This window comes from Limnobacter sp. 130 (assembly GCF_902506325.1).
Lineage (GTDB): Bacteria > Pseudomonadota > Gammaproteobacteria > Burkholderiales > Burkholderiaceae_B > Limnobacter.
Genome location: NZ_LR732328.1, coordinates 674550 through 692587, shown reverse-complemented (window position 1 = coordinate 692587; position 18038 = coordinate 674550). Strand labels below are relative to the sequence as shown.

At 53.1% G+C, this 18038-nt stretch carries 14 protein-coding genes and 1 tRNA gene; 5 read left to right on the top strand and 10 right to left on the bottom strand.

Annotated elements, in window-relative coordinates; genetic code table 11:
- Positions 1-11: 11 nt before the first annotated feature.
- Positions 12-455: a VOC family protein gene (locus tag FRIGORI9N_RS03355; RefSeq protein ID WP_159568471.1), complete on the top strand. Its 444-nt coding sequence runs from the start codon at positions 12-14 to the stop codon at positions 453-455.
- 16 nt (positions 456-471) lie between these two features.
- Here FRIGORI9N_RS03355 and FRIGORI9N_RS03350 read toward each other — a convergent pair whose 3' ends face one another.
- The 5 genes from FRIGORI9N_RS03350 to acs form a co-directional block, all read right to left on the bottom strand.
- Positions 472-1806 (bottom strand): NAD(P)H-dependent oxidoreductase, encoded by a 1335-nt coding sequence (locus FRIGORI9N_RS03350; protein ID WP_159568470.1) that lies wholly within the window; start codon positions 1804-1806, stop codon positions 472-474.
- A gap of 77 nt (positions 1807-1883) precedes the next feature.
- Positions 1884-2492: a DsbA family protein gene (locus FRIGORI9N_RS03345; protein ID WP_159568469.1), complete on the bottom strand. Its 609-nt coding sequence runs from the start codon at positions 2490-2492 to the stop codon at positions 1884-1886.
- A gap of 231 nt (positions 2493-2723) precedes the next feature.
- A tRNA-Ser gene (locus tag FRIGORI9N_RS03340) sits at positions 2724-2814 on the bottom strand.
- 69 nt (positions 2815-2883) lie between these two features.
- Positions 2884-4929 carry a VC_2705 family sodium/solute symporter gene (locus tag FRIGORI9N_RS03335; RefSeq protein ID WP_159568468.1) on the bottom strand — a complete coding sequence of 682 codons (2046 nt, stop codon included), beginning with the start codon at positions 4927-4929 and terminating at the stop codon, positions 2884-2886.
- Positions 4930-5041: 112 nt separating this feature from the next.
- Positions 5042-7024 (bottom strand): acetate--CoA ligase, encoded by a 1983-nt coding sequence (gene acs / locus FRIGORI9N_RS03330; protein ID WP_159568467.1) that lies wholly within the window; start codon positions 7022-7024, stop codon positions 5042-5044.
- Between the two features lie 203 nt (positions 7025-7227).
- On the opposite strand from acs, the gene FRIGORI9N_RS03325 reads away from it, so the two are divergent.
- Both FRIGORI9N_RS03325 and FRIGORI9N_RS03320 read left to right on the top strand, forming a co-directional pair.
- Entirely contained in the window at positions 7228-7767 is a 540-nt protein-coding gene (locus FRIGORI9N_RS03325) for a TIGR00645 family protein (RefSeq protein WP_159568466.1), read from the top strand.
- A gap of 34 nt (positions 7768-7801) precedes the next feature.
- A complete protein-coding gene (locus FRIGORI9N_RS03320; protein WP_159568465.1) occupies positions 7802-9322 on the top strand; it encodes a fumarate hydratase in 1521 nt (506 codons plus the stop codon).
- A gap of 98 nt (positions 9323-9420) precedes the next feature.
- Here the strand turns inward: FRIGORI9N_RS03320 and FRIGORI9N_RS03315 are convergent, their stop codons facing one another.
- The gene (locus FRIGORI9N_RS03315) at positions 9421-11334 is read right to left on the bottom strand and encodes a propionate--CoA ligase (protein ID WP_159568464.1); all 1914 of its coding nucleotides are present in this window, start codon (positions 11332-11334) and stop codon (positions 9421-9423) included.
- Between the two features lie 176 nt (positions 11335-11510).
- Between FRIGORI9N_RS03315 and FRIGORI9N_RS03310 the strand changes: the two genes are divergently transcribed.
- Entirely contained in the window at positions 11511-12545 is a 1035-nt protein-coding gene (locus FRIGORI9N_RS03310) for an extracellular solute-binding protein (RefSeq protein WP_159568463.1), read from the top strand.
- Between the two features lie 172 nt (positions 12546-12717).
- A complete protein-coding gene (locus FRIGORI9N_RS03305; RefSeq protein ID WP_159568462.1) occupies positions 12718-13335 on the top strand; it encodes a TetR/AcrR family transcriptional regulator in 618 nt (205 codons plus the stop codon).
- 247 nt (positions 13336-13582) lie between these two features.
- Here the strand turns inward: FRIGORI9N_RS03305 and FRIGORI9N_RS03300 are convergent, their stop codons facing one another.
- The 4 genes from FRIGORI9N_RS03300 to FRIGORI9N_RS03285 all read right to left on the bottom strand — a co-directional run bounded on the left by FRIGORI9N_RS03300 (position 13583) and on the right by FRIGORI9N_RS03285 (position 18034).
- Positions 13583-14473 (bottom strand): MaoC/PaaZ C-terminal domain-containing protein, encoded by an 891-nt coding sequence (locus FRIGORI9N_RS03300; protein ID WP_159568461.1) that lies wholly within the window; start codon positions 14471-14473, stop codon positions 13583-13585.
- Positions 14474-14477: 4 nt separating this feature from the next.
- Entirely contained in the window at positions 14478-15758 is a 1281-nt protein-coding gene (locus tag FRIGORI9N_RS03295) for an acetyl-CoA C-acetyltransferase (protein WP_159568460.1), read from the bottom strand.
- A gap of 43 nt (positions 15759-15801) precedes the next feature.
- Positions 15802-17229 carry a 3-oxoacyl-ACP reductase gene (locus tag FRIGORI9N_RS03290; protein ID WP_159568459.1) on the bottom strand — a complete coding sequence of 476 codons (1428 nt, stop codon included), beginning with the start codon at positions 17227-17229 and terminating at the stop codon, positions 15802-15804.
- A 127-nt stretch (positions 17230-17356) separates the two neighbouring features.
- Positions 17357-18034 (bottom strand): glutathione S-transferase, encoded by a 678-nt coding sequence (locus FRIGORI9N_RS03285; RefSeq protein WP_159568458.1) that lies wholly within the window; start codon positions 18032-18034, stop codon positions 17357-17359.
- Between the last annotated feature and the right edge of the window lie 4 nt (positions 18035-18038).

The following is an 18038-nucleotide window of genomic DNA, read 5'->3' as shown; positions in this document are numbered from 1 at the left end:
CGGTAATTCACATGTCCTCAGCCCAAGCCAAACACGCCACACTTCAACCCTTTCACCTTGCTTTCCCGGTCACCGACATTGCTGTGGCCCGCAAATTTTATGGAGAAGTCATTGGCTGTGAGGAAGGGCGAAGCGCACCACACTGGGTGGATTTCAACTTTTATGGCCACCAATTGGTGGCACACCTGGCACCCGAAGAAGTGGGGTGCAAAGCCAACAGCAGCGTAGACGGCCATGCCGTGCCAGCCAAGCATTTTGGTGTCATTTTGACCATGGAACAGTGGAATGAACTGGCGGATCGCCTGAAAGCGGCAGGCACCAAGTTTGTAATTGAGCCTTACATTCGATTCAAAGGCCAGGTGGGTGAACAAGCCACCATGTTCTTCATGGACCCATGCGGCAATGCACTTGAGTTCAAGGCCTTTGCCAACATGGACCAGATTTTCGCAAAATGAGTTTTGCCAAAGAAGCTTAACTAAAGCTTTGCTCCATTTCACGGCGGAATTTCACCGCTGTGGAATTGGCATCAAACGCCACATCATTCCAGCTAACCGGCTGCCCCGCCTTCACGGGTTTCAGCAACTTCACACCATGGGCCAAGCCCAATGGCAAACCGCCCAAGGCCAACGATTCCTGCGCAGGCAACAGCTTGCCGTACACGGTGTAACCACCTTCGCCATCCAGCATTTCACCCGCCTGTAAATCCCGTTTGGCTGTGGCCACCACATCGCCATGCCAGCAAATGGGCGCGCCGGTTGCCTCGCCCCGAACACCGATGGATGCCACTGAAATGCCAAGTTCCAACCCGATCAAGTGGAAGGGTTTGTACATGCTGGAATACTGCCCACTGGGGTCGGTGATCAAACCATATTCCTTGAAGCAACGGGCCACGTATTCACTGTCGGCCGCGAAGGTGACATACACCCCCCAACGCAAATCCCGAAACACTGGGCGCGTGTCGCGTTCCACACTGGAAATCACTTCCACCTGGCCGCGCTGATCCAGAATGCCACCGTGTTCACGTGGCTTCAGGATTCGCGCCAAGTCGTCGACACCTACAGCGGGAAACTTCAGGCCGCTGGGCGCGGCCAAACCCGTGGCATTGGCCACCGCTGCCATTTCAATCGCACTTTTGGTGCCATCCAGAAAGCTGTTGAACATTTGCGCATTCATGCCACCCTTGGCTGCATCCTCGGCCGTTAAACCATAGTGGTTCCACACGGTGTCGGGCGTGCTTTCATGGTACGTGGGCAAGTACTTCGTGCCTTTGCCTGCGGCCATCACTGAAAAACCGGCCGCCCTCGCCCAGTCCACCATCTCGAAAATCAGCGCAGGCTGATCGCCGTAGGCCAGTGAATACACGATTCCTGCTTCGTCGGCCTTGCGTTTCAGCAAGGGACCCGCCAACGCGTCGGCCTCGACATTCACCATCACAATGTGTTTTTTGAACTCGCAACAGGCCAGCACATGGGCAATTCCCACGGCCGGGTTACCGGTTGAATCAATAATAATGTCCACGAAAGGCGACTCAATCAGCTTCATGCCGTCGTCAATAATCGCGGTGTTGCCCTGCTTGGCGGCCTGTTCCAATGTGGCCGCGTTGTAGGCCTCTTCTTTCCAGCCCACGTTTTTAAGCGCAGCACGTGCTCGATCTGGTGACAAATCGGCAATGCCCACCATGTGAATGCCAGGTGTTCGCGGTACTTGAGAAAGATACATGGAGCCAAATTTGCCGGCACCGATCATGCCAACGCGCAGGGGCTTGCCTTCAGCGGCACGCTGCTGAAGCTTGGAAAATAAATTCATGGTGACCTTTTGTGGTGGGTGCAGATTTGGCGTACAGAATAACCCGCACACACCATGCCGGAAAACCCGAAGTATCCCTACCCTTGCGCGCGCTGAATTGCCTCACGCAACATTTGAACATTGGGTACGCCCGAGAAAAACTGATTTCCAACCAAAAGTGAAGGCACCGCCTGAATGCCCATTTGTTGGGTGTGTTGAAGATCGGCATCGTGCTGCGCATTGGATTGGGGAGAATTCACAAACTCGTCCAGACCAGAGGGATCAAGGTTGATATCCTGAAGAATGCTTTTAAGGATTTGGGTATCGCCAATGTCCTTGTTCTGCTGAAAAAACGCTTTCATCACCGCAGTGGTGTATTCATTGCCCTTGCCCTGCTGCTTGGCATATTGCAAACCCAAAAACGCCTTGCGCGTGTATGGCTGTGGTGACACGGTAGGCAATTTGATCGGTACACCCAAACGCTCAGCCATGGGATAAACAGATGCCTTCCACACACGCGGCAAATATTCATCTTCGGGTTTCAACGTGGGTGTTGGGTAGGGGCGCAGCTCGAAGGGCATCCACTCCAGTTCCACATTCAAACCTTCGACAGCCTGCTCGATAATCGATTCGCCAAGTAAACAGAATGGACACACAAAATCGGTCCAAACCTGGATTTTGACGGGGGTGTTGTTGGGGCTCGGCATGGGGTGCTCCTGAATTGAATGCTGCTAGCGATGACCGTTAGTTTGCCACTTTAACGCGCCCCTGCCGCGAGCCTCACTCACGTTCGTCTCTTGCACGGTCGATTCTCCCGGCTTTTCGCTCGTAGGCGAAAAGCTTCGACTCCCCCACGCAAAGTCCGCAGGGACTTTGCTTCTCTGCCGCCCTGAAATGAAAAAAGCCCTGAACTTGGTTCAGGGCTTTTTTGTAATTTCTGGCGGAGAGAGGGGGATTCGAACCCCCGATAGGCTATTAACCTATACACGCTTTCCAGGCGTGCGACTTAAACCACTCATCCATCTCTCCGCGGTAAGCGCGAGAGTATAACAAAGAATCCCCTTGGGTATCCAGTGCATTCTCATCGCATTAAACATTTCATTCAGATTCAGGCACGCGCAGCACACGCATTACACCGGGCGCTTCGTCTTTGCGCCCACCAGCCAGCGAGGCCACCACCATGGCCAAAGCGCTCAGCGGAATCGTAAACACGCCACTGGCCACACCGCTTAAGCCAACAATTTGCACCGCATCCAGGTTAAACAAAGCCATGAACGACGCATTGGTCAATGCCAAACACAGGCTGGAACTGACAAACCCGGTGCCCATGGCCCACAGGGCTCCCCTGCGCGTGGCACCACTCCAGAAAATACCCGCTACCAAAGGCACAAACAGACTTGAAGCCGCCAAGGCAAAAGCCGAGCCCACAAGCACAACAATGTTGCCGGGTTGCAGGCTGGTGATCCACGCGGCCATCAACGCAGCACTCAACAGCGCAATTTTTGACATGGTTACACGGCGTTGTGCGGTCGCCTCAGGGTCAAGCACGCGGTAGTACAAGTCGTGCGACAGGCTGCCCGCAATGGCCAGCAGCAAGCCATCGGCCGTCGACAATGCCGCAGCCAAACCACCTGCCGCAATCAGCCCCGAGAGAAAAAATGGCATGCCAGCAATTTCGGGCGTAATCAACACCAAAATATCCGGGCTCAGGCCAATTTCCGCAAACTGAACCACCCCATCCTGATTCACATCCTGCAAAGTAGCCAGGCCCGGCATTACCCTTGACCATGCCGCAATCCAGTTGGGAATTTCGTTGTAACTCAAACCCACCAGGTTTTCATAGACCACCACTTTGGCGATCACGCTTAACCAGGGCGAAGCCAGGTAAATCACCAAAATGCAGCCCAAAGCAACCACCACCGACCAACGGGTTTGCGATGCATTTGGCGTGGTGTAAAAACGCATGATGATGTGAGGCAAGGCCACTGTGCCGCACATCAAGGTAAAAGCCACCGCCAGAAAACTGACCAAAGCCTTGGTATTAGACAAGCCGGAATCATCGTTCACTGAACCAAAATGCGGCACGCTCGCCTTCACTTTGTCCAGGTAACGCTGCTTTTCCTGACTCCATTTGAGCTTGGCAGCTTGAGGATTCCTGGGAAAACCGCTCAATACCCTTTCAGCAGCTTTGATTTCCTGAAACGTCGATCCATCGTAGCGGGCCAATTCCAGGTTCTTGCGGCGTGCCTCATACCCCTCTGCCCACGACGAAGGCAAGGTGTCGATCAACAACTGATAACGATCCGCTTCCCGCAAATAAACACTGCGCACTTCCGCTTCTGCCGGGTCGGCAAAAAACTTGCGTTCCTGAGCGCGCACATACTCCGGAAAACTGGTGGGTCCGCCGTCTACAAATCGCTCGCTACTGCCCTGACCGGTGAACCCGATCAAGGCGACCACACTCACCATCATCGCAACAATCATGACAATGTATTGCGCAACCGCTGTCCAGGTTACTGCACGCATTCCGCCTAAAAATGAACACACCAAAATACCGGCAAGTCCGAAGAAAACACCAATGCCAAATTCAACGCCAGCGAAACGCGATGTGATCAATCCCACAGCATAGATTTGCGCAATCACATACACAAAAGAAATACTGACAGTCACCAGCACGCAGATCAACCTGACTGCCCTGCCCTTGTCGGCCCCTGCATAGCGCGCTGCCAAAAAATCGCCCACCGAGAAAAATGCAAACTTGCGCAGGTAGGGCGCAATCAGCAAGGCGATCAACACAAAGCCACCAGTCCACCCAACCAGCAAAGCCAAGGCTTCAAATCCACTGTAAAAAAGGGTACCGGCAACGCCAAGAAAAGACGCAGCACTCATCCAGTCAGCTGCGGTGGCCATGCCGTTGTACACGGCAGGCACCGTGCGCGAGGCCACAAAGTATTCATGCATGTCCGAGGTTCGGCTAAGCAAGCCGATGACCGCATAGGCACCCAAGGTAATGAAGATGAAAAAGTAACCAATCCACTGGCGACCAATTCCATAGTCTTCCATGATGGCGGCACCCGCAATGCACACCAAAAAGCCGAAGGTAAGCACTGAGAAAAACCGGGTCAGGCTGAGCGTAAAACTCATGAATGCACTCCTGGCGCCTCGATTCCTTCAAACGAAAAAAACCAGCCCACCGAAGTGGAACTGGTTTTGATGAAAGCCCACAATTCCCCGTTCACGGAGAGAGCCGGGCCGATCAGTTGGGTTTGCCCAGTTGATCCAGAATGGCAGGGTTTTCCAAAGTGGAGGTATCTTGCGTAATTTGCTCGCCTTTGGCCAAACTACGCAACAAGCGACGCATGATCTTGCCTGAACGTGTTTTCGGCAGATTGTCGCCAAAACGGATTTCCTTGGGCTTGGCAATTGGACCAATGTCTTTGCCCACCCAGTTGCGCAGGTCCATGGCCAGTTTCTGCCCGGCCTCACCCGTTGGCCGATCGCCTTTCAACACCACAAAGGCCACAATCGCTTCACCGGTCAAATCATCGGGGCGGCCCACCACTGCGGCCTCCGCCACCAATTCATTGGCGACCAGTGAACTTTCAATTTCCATGGTGCCCATGCGGTGGCCCGATACGTTCAACACGTCGTCAATACGACCCATGATCGTGAAGTTGCCGCTGGTTTTGTCGCGTACGGCGCCATCACCTGCCAGGTACAATTTCCCACCCAGCTCTTCAGGGAAATAGCTTTTCTTGAATCGCTCAGGGTCGCCCCAAATGGTACGAATCATGGCAGGCCACGGGCGTTTCACCACCAAAATACCACCTTGCCCATTGGGCAAATCGCCACCCACTTCATCCACCACAGCGGCCATAATACCGGGCAGCGGCAAGGTGCACGAACCGGGCACCAGCGGTGTGGCGCCTGGCAATGGTGTAATCATGTGGCCACCGGTTTCTGTTTGCCAGAAGGTGTCCACAATTGGGCACTTCTCGCCACCCACATTTTTGTAGTACCACATCCAGGCTTCCGGGTTGATCGGCTCGCCCACCGAACCCATCAAGCGCAGGCTTGAAAGATCATAGCTCTTGGGATGCACTTTCTCATCGGCCTCACACGCCTTGATCAGCGAACGAATCGCGGTGGGTGCAGTGTAGAAAATTGTCGCGCTGTGGCGCTGAATCATTTCCCAGAATCGACCAGCATTGGGGTAAGTGGGCACACCTTCAAACACAATTTGCGTGGCGCCCACAGCCAAGGGGCCATAAGTAATGTAAGTGTGGCCGGTAATCCAGCCGATGTCGGCCGTGCACCAGAACACATCGTTGGGCTTGATATCGAACGTCCACTTCATGGTCAATGCAGCCCACAGCAGGTAACCTGCCGAACTGTGCTGCACGCCCTTTGGCTTGCCTGTTGAACCAGACGTATAAAGAATGAACAGCGGGTGCTCGGAATCGACCATTTCAGGCGCGCACACATCGCTTTGCTTGTCTGCCAAATCGTGCAGGTAAACATCACGGCCGCCCTGCATGCCCACATCAGCACCAGTGCGCTTGTACACAATCACATTCTTCACAGCCTCGCAGCCACCCAGGCTCAAGGCTTCATCAACAATCGCCTTCAGTGGCAACTGTTTGCCACCGCGCACTTGCTGGTCCGCAGTGAACACAGCCACAGCGCCAGTATCCACAATGCGATCTTGCAAGGCTTTGGCTGAAAAACCGCCAAACACCACCGAATGCGTGGCACCAATTCGCGCACAAGCCTGCATGGCAGCCACACCTTCAACACTCATGGGCATGTAGATAACAACGCGGTCACCTTTTTTCACGCCCAGGCCTTTCAGGCCATTGGCAATGCGGCTTACCTTGCCCAGCAGTTCTTTGTAGGTCACCTTGGTGACTTCGCCACCATCGGCTTCGAAAATCAAGGCCACTTTGTCGCCCAGGCCAGCTTCGATGTTTTTGTCCAGGCAGTTGGCCGACACATTCAATTCGCCGCCGGTGAACCACTTGTAAAACGGGGGCGTGGATTCATCCAGCACCTTGTCATAGGCCTTGGAAAATTGTAGGTTCTCTTTGGCCAAACGCGCCCAAAAACCTTCGAAATCCGTTTCAGCTTCCTTGCACAAGGCGTTGTAGGCGTCCATACCGCCAATCGTGGCGCTGCGCTGCCAGTCGGCACTGGGCTCAAACACACGCGTTTCGTGTGACACTGATTCGATCGATGACATCCTGTCCTCCAAGAGTTACTTGATTTTCTATTAATTTAGGTTGCATAAACAATAGGCAAAAGCTCTTACTCTCACCTTACACCATGGCGCACCACAGCAATTTGCATTCCAGCTGGGTATCGGCTACATCGGTGTAGCTTGGTTCTGCTATAGTTTGCGCCATCATCCCTTCAACCATTGCTGCACTGCACACTTGTCTCAAAATGGAACAATACAAACCGAAGCCACCTGCCCTTGCCCGCCTTATTTTCATGAGTCGTTGGCTACAACTGCCGCTCTACCTGGGTTTGATCATTGCCCAAGGTGTTTATGTTTATCATTTTTTAATTGAGTTGTGGCATTTGGTAGGCGGTGCAATTGAGCACACCTTGACCGAGGCCGGCATCATGCTGATCGTGCTGGGTTTGATCGACGTGGTCATGATTTCCAACCTGCTGATTATGGTGATTGTGGGTGGATATGAAACGTTTGTCAGTCGAATGCATCTAGAGAACCATCCTGACCAACCCGAGTGGCTGGATCATGTCAATGCCTCAGTATTGAAAGTAAAACTGGCAATGGCCATCATCGGCATTTCGTCCATTCACCTGCTGAAAACGTTTATCAACGCAGAGCAATACGATGAAAAAACCATCATTGCGCAGGCTTCCATCCATGTCATCTTTTTGCTTTCGGCTGTGGCAATTGCGTACTGTGATAAATTGCTGCACCAATCCGTACCCACCAAAAGCCATTTAAAATAAGCCAACGGCACACCATTGAAAGCAGGAGTTGTTTATGAACACCATCAAGCAAGAAGACTTCATCAGCTCAATCGCCGATGCCTTCCAGTACATTTCGTACTACCACCCGCTCGACTACATTCAGGCTTTGGGCAAAGCCTACGAGCGCGAGGAAAGTGAAGCTGCAAAAGACGCGATTGCGCAAATCCTGACCAACAGCCGCATGTGTGCCGAGGGCAAGCGCCCAATTTGCCAGGACACCGGCATTTCGGTGGTGTTTTTAAAAGTGGGCATGAATGTGCGTTGGGAGTCCACGATGAGTGTGACGGACATGGTCAACGAAGGTGTTCGCCGTGCCTACCTGCACCCTGATAACAAGCTGCGCGCCTCGGTACTGCTCGACCCCGCTGGTGCGCGCAAAAACTCCAAAGACAACACCCCTGCTGTCATTCATTACGAAATTGTGCCCGGCGATGGTGTGGAAGTCATTTGCGCAGCCAAGGGCGGCGGTTCCGAAAACAAATCAAAAATGGTCATGTTGAACCCATCCGATTCCATCGTGGACTGGGTATTGAAAACCGTGCCCACCATGGGCGCAGGCTGGTGCCCACCCGGTATTTTGGGCATTGGTATTGGTGGTACGCCCGAGAAGGCAATGTTGCTGGCCAAAGAAAGCCTGATGGCCCCTTGCGATATTCATGAGTTGCTTGAACGTGGCCCCAACAACCGCATCGAAGAACTGCGCCTGGAGCTGTACGACAAAGTAAACTCTCTGGGCATTGGCGCGCAAGGCTTGGGTGGCCTGACTACCGTGCTCGATGTAAAAATTCTGGACTACCCCACTCACGCTGCTTCTTTGCCCATCGCAATGATCCCCAACTGTGCGGCCACACGCCACGTGCATTTCCATTTGCATGGTGACGGCCCAGCCAAACTGGAAGTGCCCAACCTGGCCGATTGGCCGCAGGTCAGCTGGAAAGCCGATACCGAGAAAAGCAAACGTGTGAACCTGGACACGCTGACCCCCGCGGAAGTGGCAAGCTGGAAGCCTGGTCAAACCCTGTTGTTGAACGGCAAAATGTTGACTGGCCGCGATGCAGCCCACAAGCGAATTGCCGACATGCTGCAAAAAGGCGAAAAGCTGCCCGTGGACTTCACCAACCGCGTGATTTACTACGTGGGCCCAGTCGACCCCGTGCGCGACGAGGCTGTGGGCCCTGCAGGCCCCACCACCGCCACCCGCATGGACAAGTTCACCCGCATGATGCTGGAGAAAACGGGCCTGATCGCAATGATCGGCAAGGCCGAGCGTGGCCCTGTTGCCATTGAAGCAATTCGCGACAACAAATCAGCCTACCTGATGGCTGTGGGCGGGGCCGCCTACCTGGTGTCCAAGGCCATTACCAATGCAAAAGTGGTGGGCTTTGAAGACTTGGGCATGGAAGCCATTTACGAGTTTGAGATCAAGGACATGCCAGTCACTGTCGCGGTAGACAGCACCGGTATTTCTGTGCACAACACAGGCCCCAAAGAGTGGCAAGCCAAGATCGGGAAGATTCCGGTCAGCGTGGAATAAGAAACAAGAAAAAGGTCAGTCCACACAGGCTTTACGTCGCGGCCAATGTGGGCTGACAGGTCGGGTTCAAACACACAGAACCCGCTTTCTGAGTCAGTTTATTTCATGGACGCCTTGATCTGGTCCAAAGCAGTGGGGTCTTCAATGGTGGTCATATCGCCCGGATCACGGCCTTCACACACCGCCTGAATGGACCTGCGCAACAGCTTGCCTGATCGGGTTTTTGGCAACACATTCACAAAGTAAACGCGTGCGGGTCGAGCCACAGCACCCAACTGGCCGTCTACCACTTTCATGATTTCCGATTCCAGCGCTTTTGCTTTGGCAGCATCCAGTTCATCGGCCGCCTTCAAAATGGCAAACGCCACTGCAACCTGTCCTTTCACCTGATCGGCCACGCCCACCACAGCCACCTCGGCCACGGCAGGGTGAGAAGAAATACTCTCTTCAATTTCGCGTGTGCCCAAGCGGTGGCCCGCCACGTTGATCACATCGTCGGTGCGTCCAAGGATAAAAAAGTATCCATCTTCATCACGAATACCCCAATCGAATGTGGAATACACCTGCCGGGTTTTGAAGCTCGACCAATAAGTTTTTACAAAGCGTTCGTCATCGCCCCACACGGTTTGCATGCAACCCGGTGGCAAAGGCCCCTCAATGGCAACCACACCTTTTTCATTGGCCTTGCAGGGCTGCGCGGTGTCCTCGTTCAACACATTCACATTAAAACCAAACACTGGCACGCCTGGGCTACCCAGTTTGCCCGGCATTTCCTCAACACCACGCTGAACGGCCAAAATGGGCCAGCCGGTTTCAGTTTGCCAATAGTTGTCCACAATTGGCTTGCCAATTGCACCGGAAATCCAGTCCGACGTGGTTTCATCCAAAGGCTCGCCTGCAAGGAACAATGCTTTTAGCGAACTCAAATCGTATTTGCTCAAGTGAGTAGGGTCTTGTTTTTTCAGTACTCGCACGGCTGTGGGCGCAGAGAACAACACCGACACTTTGTGGTCTTGAACTATCTTCCACCAAATGCCGGCGTCTGGCCGAATGGGCAAACCCTCGTACATCACAGTGGCCATGCCCGCAATCAACGGGCCGTAGATAATGTAGCTGTGCCCCACCACCCAGCCGATGTCGCTGGTTGCAAAGAATGTTTTTCCTTTTTCACCCATGAAAATGTATTTCATGGACGCAGCCAATGCCACGGCATATCCACCCACGTCGCGCTGCACGCCTTTGGGCTTTCCGGTGGTTCCGCTGGTGTACAAAATGTAACTGGTGTCAGTGGCCGCAAGCCATGTAACCGGCACTTTGGCTGTCGCCAGTTCCTTGCGCAGTGTTGCATAATCCTGATCGCGCCCTTCAATCGAGTTAAAGGGCACCAAACCACGGTTCACCATGAGCACATTGCCAGGTTTAAAGCTTGAGCGTTCAATCGCTTCGTCCAGCAAAGGCTTGTAAGCCACCGCCTTACCTGCCCTGGAACCCGCGTCCGCCGACACAATCACCTTTGGCTTTGCATCTTCAATTCTTGAGGCCAGGCTGTGCGACGCAAAACCGCCAAACACCACTGAGTGAATCGCACCGATTCGCGCACAGGCCAACATGACAAATGTGGCTTCGGGAATCATCGGCATGTAAATCAAAACCCGATCACCTTTTTTCACGCCCATTTTTTGAAGCATTGCAGCGGCTATTTGCACCTCTTGGTGCAATTGGCGAAAGGTGTAAACCTTTTCCTGATCAACTTCGGTCGACACATAAATCAAGGCTGGCTTGTCACCCAACTGATCCAAATGTCGATCCACGGCGTTATAGCACAGGTTTGTTTCACCACCCACATACCACGTTGCAAACGGGGGTTTGCTGTCGTCAAGCACCTTCTCGAAAGGCTTTTGCCAATGAATCAAATCAGCCTGTCTGGCCCAAAAACCCTTTGGATTGCGGATAGATTCGTCATATAAATTCTGGTAAGTCCCGTTGGACTGATACTTCACTTGCTCAACCACAGCGCTATCTCCTCATTTCTTGGTGCACCCAATGTAGAAACCCGCGCTTACGACACTCTGACTATCGCTAAAATTATTTTTAAACGAGAACACTTCTTGTTACATAAATAATTACTATTTGCTAGACTAGTGAGGTAAAAAGTAACCCAACCACTCTCAGGAAAGTCCTAATCACCATGAAGAACACTTTCAAAACACTGATCTCAGTTTCAATCGCCAGTTTGATTGGCTTCGGTGCTGTAGCCCAAGCCGACGACAAAGTAATCAACCTCTACTCGGCACGCCATTACTCGACCGATGAAAAAATGTACGAGGACTTCACCAAGCAAACCGGTATCGCCATCAAGCGCCTTGAACTGGGCGACGAAGCGTTGCTTGAACGCATGCGCAGCGAAGGTGCTCGCAGCCCAGCTGACGTGGTACTGCTTGTTGATGCGGCCCGCTTGGCACGCGCTCAACAAGACGGTTTGTTCCAACCAGTGAAGTCAAAAGTGTTGTCCGACCGGATTCCAGCGCAGTTCACCGGTGAGAATGGCTTGTGGTATGCATTCTCAGCCCGCAGCCGCGTGATTGTGTACAACAAGGCGAACGTTGATCCCAAACTGGTCCAGAATTACGAAGACTTGGCCAAGCCAGAAATGAAAGGCAAGGTTTGCACACGTTCTGGCTCACACCCCTACATGCTTTCCCTGATGAGCAGCATGATCAGCCACCTGGGTGAAAAAGGCGCAGAAAGCTGGGCTCAGGGCGTAGTAGACAACATGGCCCGCAGCCCCAAGGGCGGCGATACCGACCAGATCCGTGCTGTAGCCTCCGGCGAATGCGGCGTGGCTTTGAGCAACAGCTACTACTGGGTTCGTTTGTTGAAATCTGACAAAGCCGAAGACAAAGAAGTGGTGTCCAAAGTTGGCTTTATCTGGCCCAACCAAAGCAGCTACGGCGTTCACATGAACGTGTCTGGCGGTGCAGTGGCTAAAAATGCACCCAACCGTGAAGGCGCTGTCAAGTTTCTGGAATACCTTGCCAGCGACTCTGCCCAGAAGTACTTTGCAAATGGTAACAACGAGTGGCCCACAGTTCCCGGCGTGAAGGTAGACAATGCTGCGCTGGAATCACTTGGTGCCTACAAACAAGACGTAACACCCGCAAAAACACTGGCTGCCAACACAGCCCTGTCGCAGCAAATCATGGATCGAGTAGGGTACAAGTAATAAAATTTAGTAACTTACCGATCGCTGATCAGTAAAAAAGCCTCACACTTTTTGTGGGGCTTTTTTTATTCACAAAACTGAAAGAAGCTTGATACACTTCAAAATGTCAATGTAACCGGCAAGTAAATTGGTGAAAAAAGCGAACGATAACAATAAAAACGCAGCGCCTACCTTGGAAACAAAACGCCTGGGCACACGAAAAGTTCCCAAAGAACAGCGCATGGGCCAAATCCTGGATGTTGCTGGCTCGGTGTTTTCTCGCCACGGCTTCCACTCCACCAGCATGGAACAAATTGCTGAAGGCGCAGGTGTCACCAAACCCCTGCTCTACCGCTACTTTGGCTCCAAAGACGCGCTTTACCTGGCCACCATCACACAAGTGGGCAATCACCTCATGTCTGGCCTGTCCATATTGATGGCCAACCCAAATCCCCAAGAGCGACTGAAATTAATCATGTTCAGCTTTTTGACGTTTGTAGAACGCCACCGGGACGGTTGGTCGGTTTTGTACAACGAAGCGCTGACAAGTGTTGGTCCGGTTGGCGAGAAGGTGGCCTTCTTTAGAAACAGCTTCATTGAAGCCGCGGCCAAAACCATTGAAGGACTCAACGACCCCTCGAACGCCAAAAACGACGACAAGGCAGGCATTCAGGCTGTGGCCTTGGCCAACATCATGGTGGGGGCTGTTGAAGCGGGGGCGCGATGGTGGATTCAGCACCCCGAAATTCCGATTCGGGATATGCAGAAAATGATTGAGACCAGCCTGATGCCGGGACTGTCGGAGAGATAGGACAAAGCGAACTTCGCAAACAACGCCGGTGGAATGATTAGTACGGTGAAGCTTTGCAGCAGCGTTGCATCATTACGCCGATTCAAGATCAAGTCGCCCGGTTTGATTCGCAGCGAGGGGCGACCTGCAAGGTCGATGCGAAGACGCTTTTGCGTTTCGCATGAACCGAGCCAGAATCAAAAAGGGGAATTCGACTTGGATCTAGGCGCAATGAGTAACGCGATGCGAAGCCGACACACCGCACCAATCAACTTACAATACTTCCGACCATCAACACTTTCGAATCCCGCTCGGCCAGCACTTCAAACTTCGAAGCACCACTGACAGTGACATGCTTCACCGAAATACCCGATGGTAAAAACACGGGCTGCTTGAACGACAAATCAAACTTGCTTGCACGCGAACCCAAACTGGCTTCGACAATGCTCAATGTTTTTGCAGCAGTCCACATGCCGTGCACAATCGCCTGCTTGAAACCAAACATTTTGGCGGTTTGCGCATACAGGTGAATCGGGTTGTAATCGTTCGACACCTTGGCGTACTTGCGACCCTGGTTTTCAGGCACTTTCACGGCAGCATACTGCGCGCCGATCGCACTTAATGGCTCAACGGGTGCAGGTTTCGTCACCGGCTTGGGCATGCCCTTCACACGGCACAGAATGGTCATCACGCTGCTCCAGTGCACTTCTTCACCCACCAGAAACTCGGTGTGCACATCAAATTCCAAGCCCAGTGAAATGCTGCGGGTTTCACCCACAGTCACCACCACATCGTAAGCAGTGCCATATTCCAGCGGCTTGCTGCATTCAATTGAATTGTGCAGGTGAACCATGCCCAACATCGGCATGGGGTGCTCTGGGCGGCTGAGCAAATACATGTGCAGTGGGGAAGCCACCACCTGCGGTGCAGTCAAGGAAATTTCATCTTCCTTGAAGCCACACACGGCGTTGTATTGGCGTACCCATTCACGGTCAATGAATACTTTCTTCACCCGGGCACCCAGGCGCGCGGCCTGCGTGTCGGGTTTTGGCTTTTTGTTGGACGTGGTGGCAGCCTTCAGCAGCAGCGCCTTGCCATTTGGAAACTCAGACAGCTCGAAAAATTTCGCCGCTGCTTTCAGGGTGTCATTCACGCTCATGATTTCACTTCTCAATAATTGCAGTTACACCGATACCACCGGCTGCGCAGATAGAGATCAAGCCCTTGCCGCTGCCTTTTTCATTCAGCAACTTGGCCAATGTGCCAATGATGCGGCCACCAGTGGCTGCAAATGGGTGGCCAACAGCCAATGAACCACCTTTCACGTTCAGCTTGCTGCGATCAATTGTTCCCAAAGGTGCGTCAAGACCCAGTTTTTCCTTGCAGAACTTGGGGTCTTCCCAAGACTTCAATGTACACAGCACCTGTGCAGCAAACGCTTCGTGAATTTCGTAGAAGTCAAAGTCTTGCAGCTTCACACCGGCTTTCTTCAACATGCGTGGCACAGCGTATGCGGGGGCCATCAACAGGCCTTCCTTGCCCGACACAAAATCAACACCAATGGTCTCGCTGAATGTCAGGTAAGCCAATGGCTGAATGCCACGTGCTTTCGCCCAGTCTTCAGAAGCCAGCAACACAGCAGACGCGCCATCGGTCAGCGGTGTGGAGTTGCCAGCAGTCATGGTGCCCTTGCCGCTCTTGCGGTCAAACGCAGGCTTCAAACCTTGCAGGCGTTCAACTGAAGAATCAGCGCGCAGGTTGTTGTCGCGGGTCAAACCATTGAATGGAACCACCAGGTCATCGAAGAAGCCTTCTTCGTAGGCTTTGGCGGCTTTCAAGTGGCTGCTTACAGCCAACTCGTCCTGCTCTTCACGGGTAATACCCCAAGTTTGCGCCATCACTTCACAGTGCGCACCCATGCTCATTTTTGTACGCGGTTCTGCGTTGGCGGGTGGCAGTGGTGCCAGGTGCTTGGGGCGAATTTTCAACAGTGCGGCCAGTTTGCCTTTGGTGTCGCGGGCGCGGTTGGCTTCCAGCAAAATTTTGCGCAAACCTTCGCTTACGGCGATCGGTGCGTCAGTGGTGGTGTCTACACCACCGGCCATGCCCACTTCAATTTGACCCAAGGCAATTTTGTTGGCCACTACAATGGCGGCTTCCAGGCCAGTACCACAAGCTTGCTGAATGTCGAATGCAGGTGTCATTGGGCTCAAGCCTGAACCCAATACAGACTCACGACACAGGGAAAAATCGCGGCTGTGCTTCACAACAGCACCCGCCACCACATCGCCCAGTTCTTCACCGTGCAACTGGAATTTGTCGACAACGCCACGGAATGCTGCAGTCAGCATGTCCTGGTTGGATTTGCCAATGTAGGCTGTGTTTGAACGTGCAAATGGAATGCGTGAACCGCCGATAATGGCAACGCGACGACCGTGTTTCATAGTTTTCTCCAGATAATTTTTATTTGCAGGTGACGTAAATTAATTACGCGCCCACCAGGTTTTGTCCGCACACACGCAAGGTGGCACCGTTTACACCAGCAGCCAATGGGCTGGCCATGAAAGTCACTGCTTCTGCAATGTCCACTGGCAAGCCGCCTTGCGACAGGCTGGACAAACGACGGGCCACTTCGCGGGTTACCACGGGAATCGCAGCAGTCATTTGAGTTTCAATAAAGCCCGGTGCAATCGCATTGATCGAAATGCCCTTGCCTTCCAGTTGCTTGGCCATTGCATCCACATAGCCAATCACGGCGCTCTTGGTTGCAGCGTAATTGGTTTGGCCTGCGTTACCGGCAATGCCACCAATCGATGAAATACACACAATGCGGGCATTCGCACCAAAAGCATCGTCAGCCAGCAGTTGGTCGTTACAACGAACAATCGCACCCAGGTTTACGTCCAGCACCATGTCCCACAAGTGGGCAGCCATGTTGCGCATCATCTTGTCGCGGGTAATACCGGCGTTGTGCACGATGATGTCAATCTTGCCGCCTTTGTTCGCGGCAACAGCAGCCAACTTTTGGCCGGCGTCTGCATCGGTAATGTCCAACGGGCAAGCAATACCGCCAATGCTGCTCATGGTGGTACCCAGCACGCTTTCATCAGCCGGGCGATCCACACCAATCACGGTTGCACCTTCGCGGGCCAACACTTCAGCAATGGCGGCACCAATGCCGCGTGCAGCACCGGTGACCACAGCCAGTTTGCCAGTCAATGGCTTCTCAGCAAACGCAGCAACCTTCACACCCTTGGGTGCGCCAACCACGGGCAACACCTGACCAGTTACAAATGCTGAATGCGGGCTCAAGAAAAAGCGCAACGCACCTTCAATGCCGTTTTCGGCACCAGTTTTTACCTGAAGCAAATTGGCTGTGGTGCCGTTCTTGCCACTTTCTTTTGCAAGGCTGCGAATAAAGCCTGGCAATGAAGATTGCGCAGTTTCTGCCAATGCGTCTTTGCAATCACCGCGTGGGCGACCAATCACCACGATGCGGCTGTTCGAAGGCACTTTGCGCAGGCGTGGGTTGAAAAAATCGTACAACAAACGCAGATCAGCCACGTTCGCGGCGGCTGTTACGTCGAGCACATACACATTTTCAGGCACGCCGTTGTCGGCCTGGGAAATGGACACATCGACTTTGGCCTTGGCTGCCGCTTGCTTAATGCCATCCAGACCAGCCAAATCAGCCGACACCTTGATGGAAGCACCCATGGCATTCAATGCCTTCACCACCGAAGTAGCCACCGGGCCAAATGCGCTGGCACCCACCAAGGCATTTGCATTGACCAGTGCTTTTTCAGCATAGCCAGCCTTGGCGCGCTTCAACATGGGGGGCACGGGCAAGCCCAGTGCGGCGGCAATTTGTTTACCTGTGGAGGTGTGAACAAATTCAAGAATTTTGTCGGCCATGAGTCTCGTCCTTCTTATAGGGGGAATGTCTTTTTTCAGGGCTTAGCATAGCCCAGCAAGACAATGTTACTGTTGCGTAACTTGCGAGTGTATAGAAAGTTGACCAGAAAATCGTAGAGGGTCGTCTCTAACCCGGAAAGGTTAAAGGTATGTCAGCTGGTTGCCAAGGGCTGTACTTCACCATGGCTGTCTCCAGCAAGTCCGATTGTAGAAAGTCTGCGAGCCACTGCTTCAGCGCCTCGTAACCGGGCACTGCATCAAACCAGGCCTCATCAGCAATGCGAAACTGGCGCACGAAAGGAAGAATTGCGAAGTCAGCAAAGCTGGGTTTGTTGCCAAATAGCCATGGGCCTTGCTGCATCAGCACTTCATTCCATTGCATCAGAATTTTTTCACACGCCGCACGGTGCTCAAGCGGATCACAGGTAGAGGACTCTGTGTGATATCTGTGAGGGTACTTGTAACGGTCCAGGTTGCGCTTGAACTCACCATCCAGCAACGCAATCCACTCATCACACTGTTGCTGCTGTTGAGCATTCAGCACCAACCAGTCGACCGGGAAATTCTGACCCACCGCCCAGCGCATTACATCCAGGCTTTCATCAATCACTGTACCGTCTTGCAACCACAATACGGGCACAGTCCCTTTCGGTGAAATTTCCAGCATGTGGGCGGGTTTTGCACGCAACACCAACTCGCGCACTTCAACTTTCAAACCCGCGGCAACAATCGCCAGCCGTGCACGCATGGCATACGGGCAGCGGCGAAAGGTGTACAGCACAGGCAAACCAAGTTGGTGCTCCACCCTA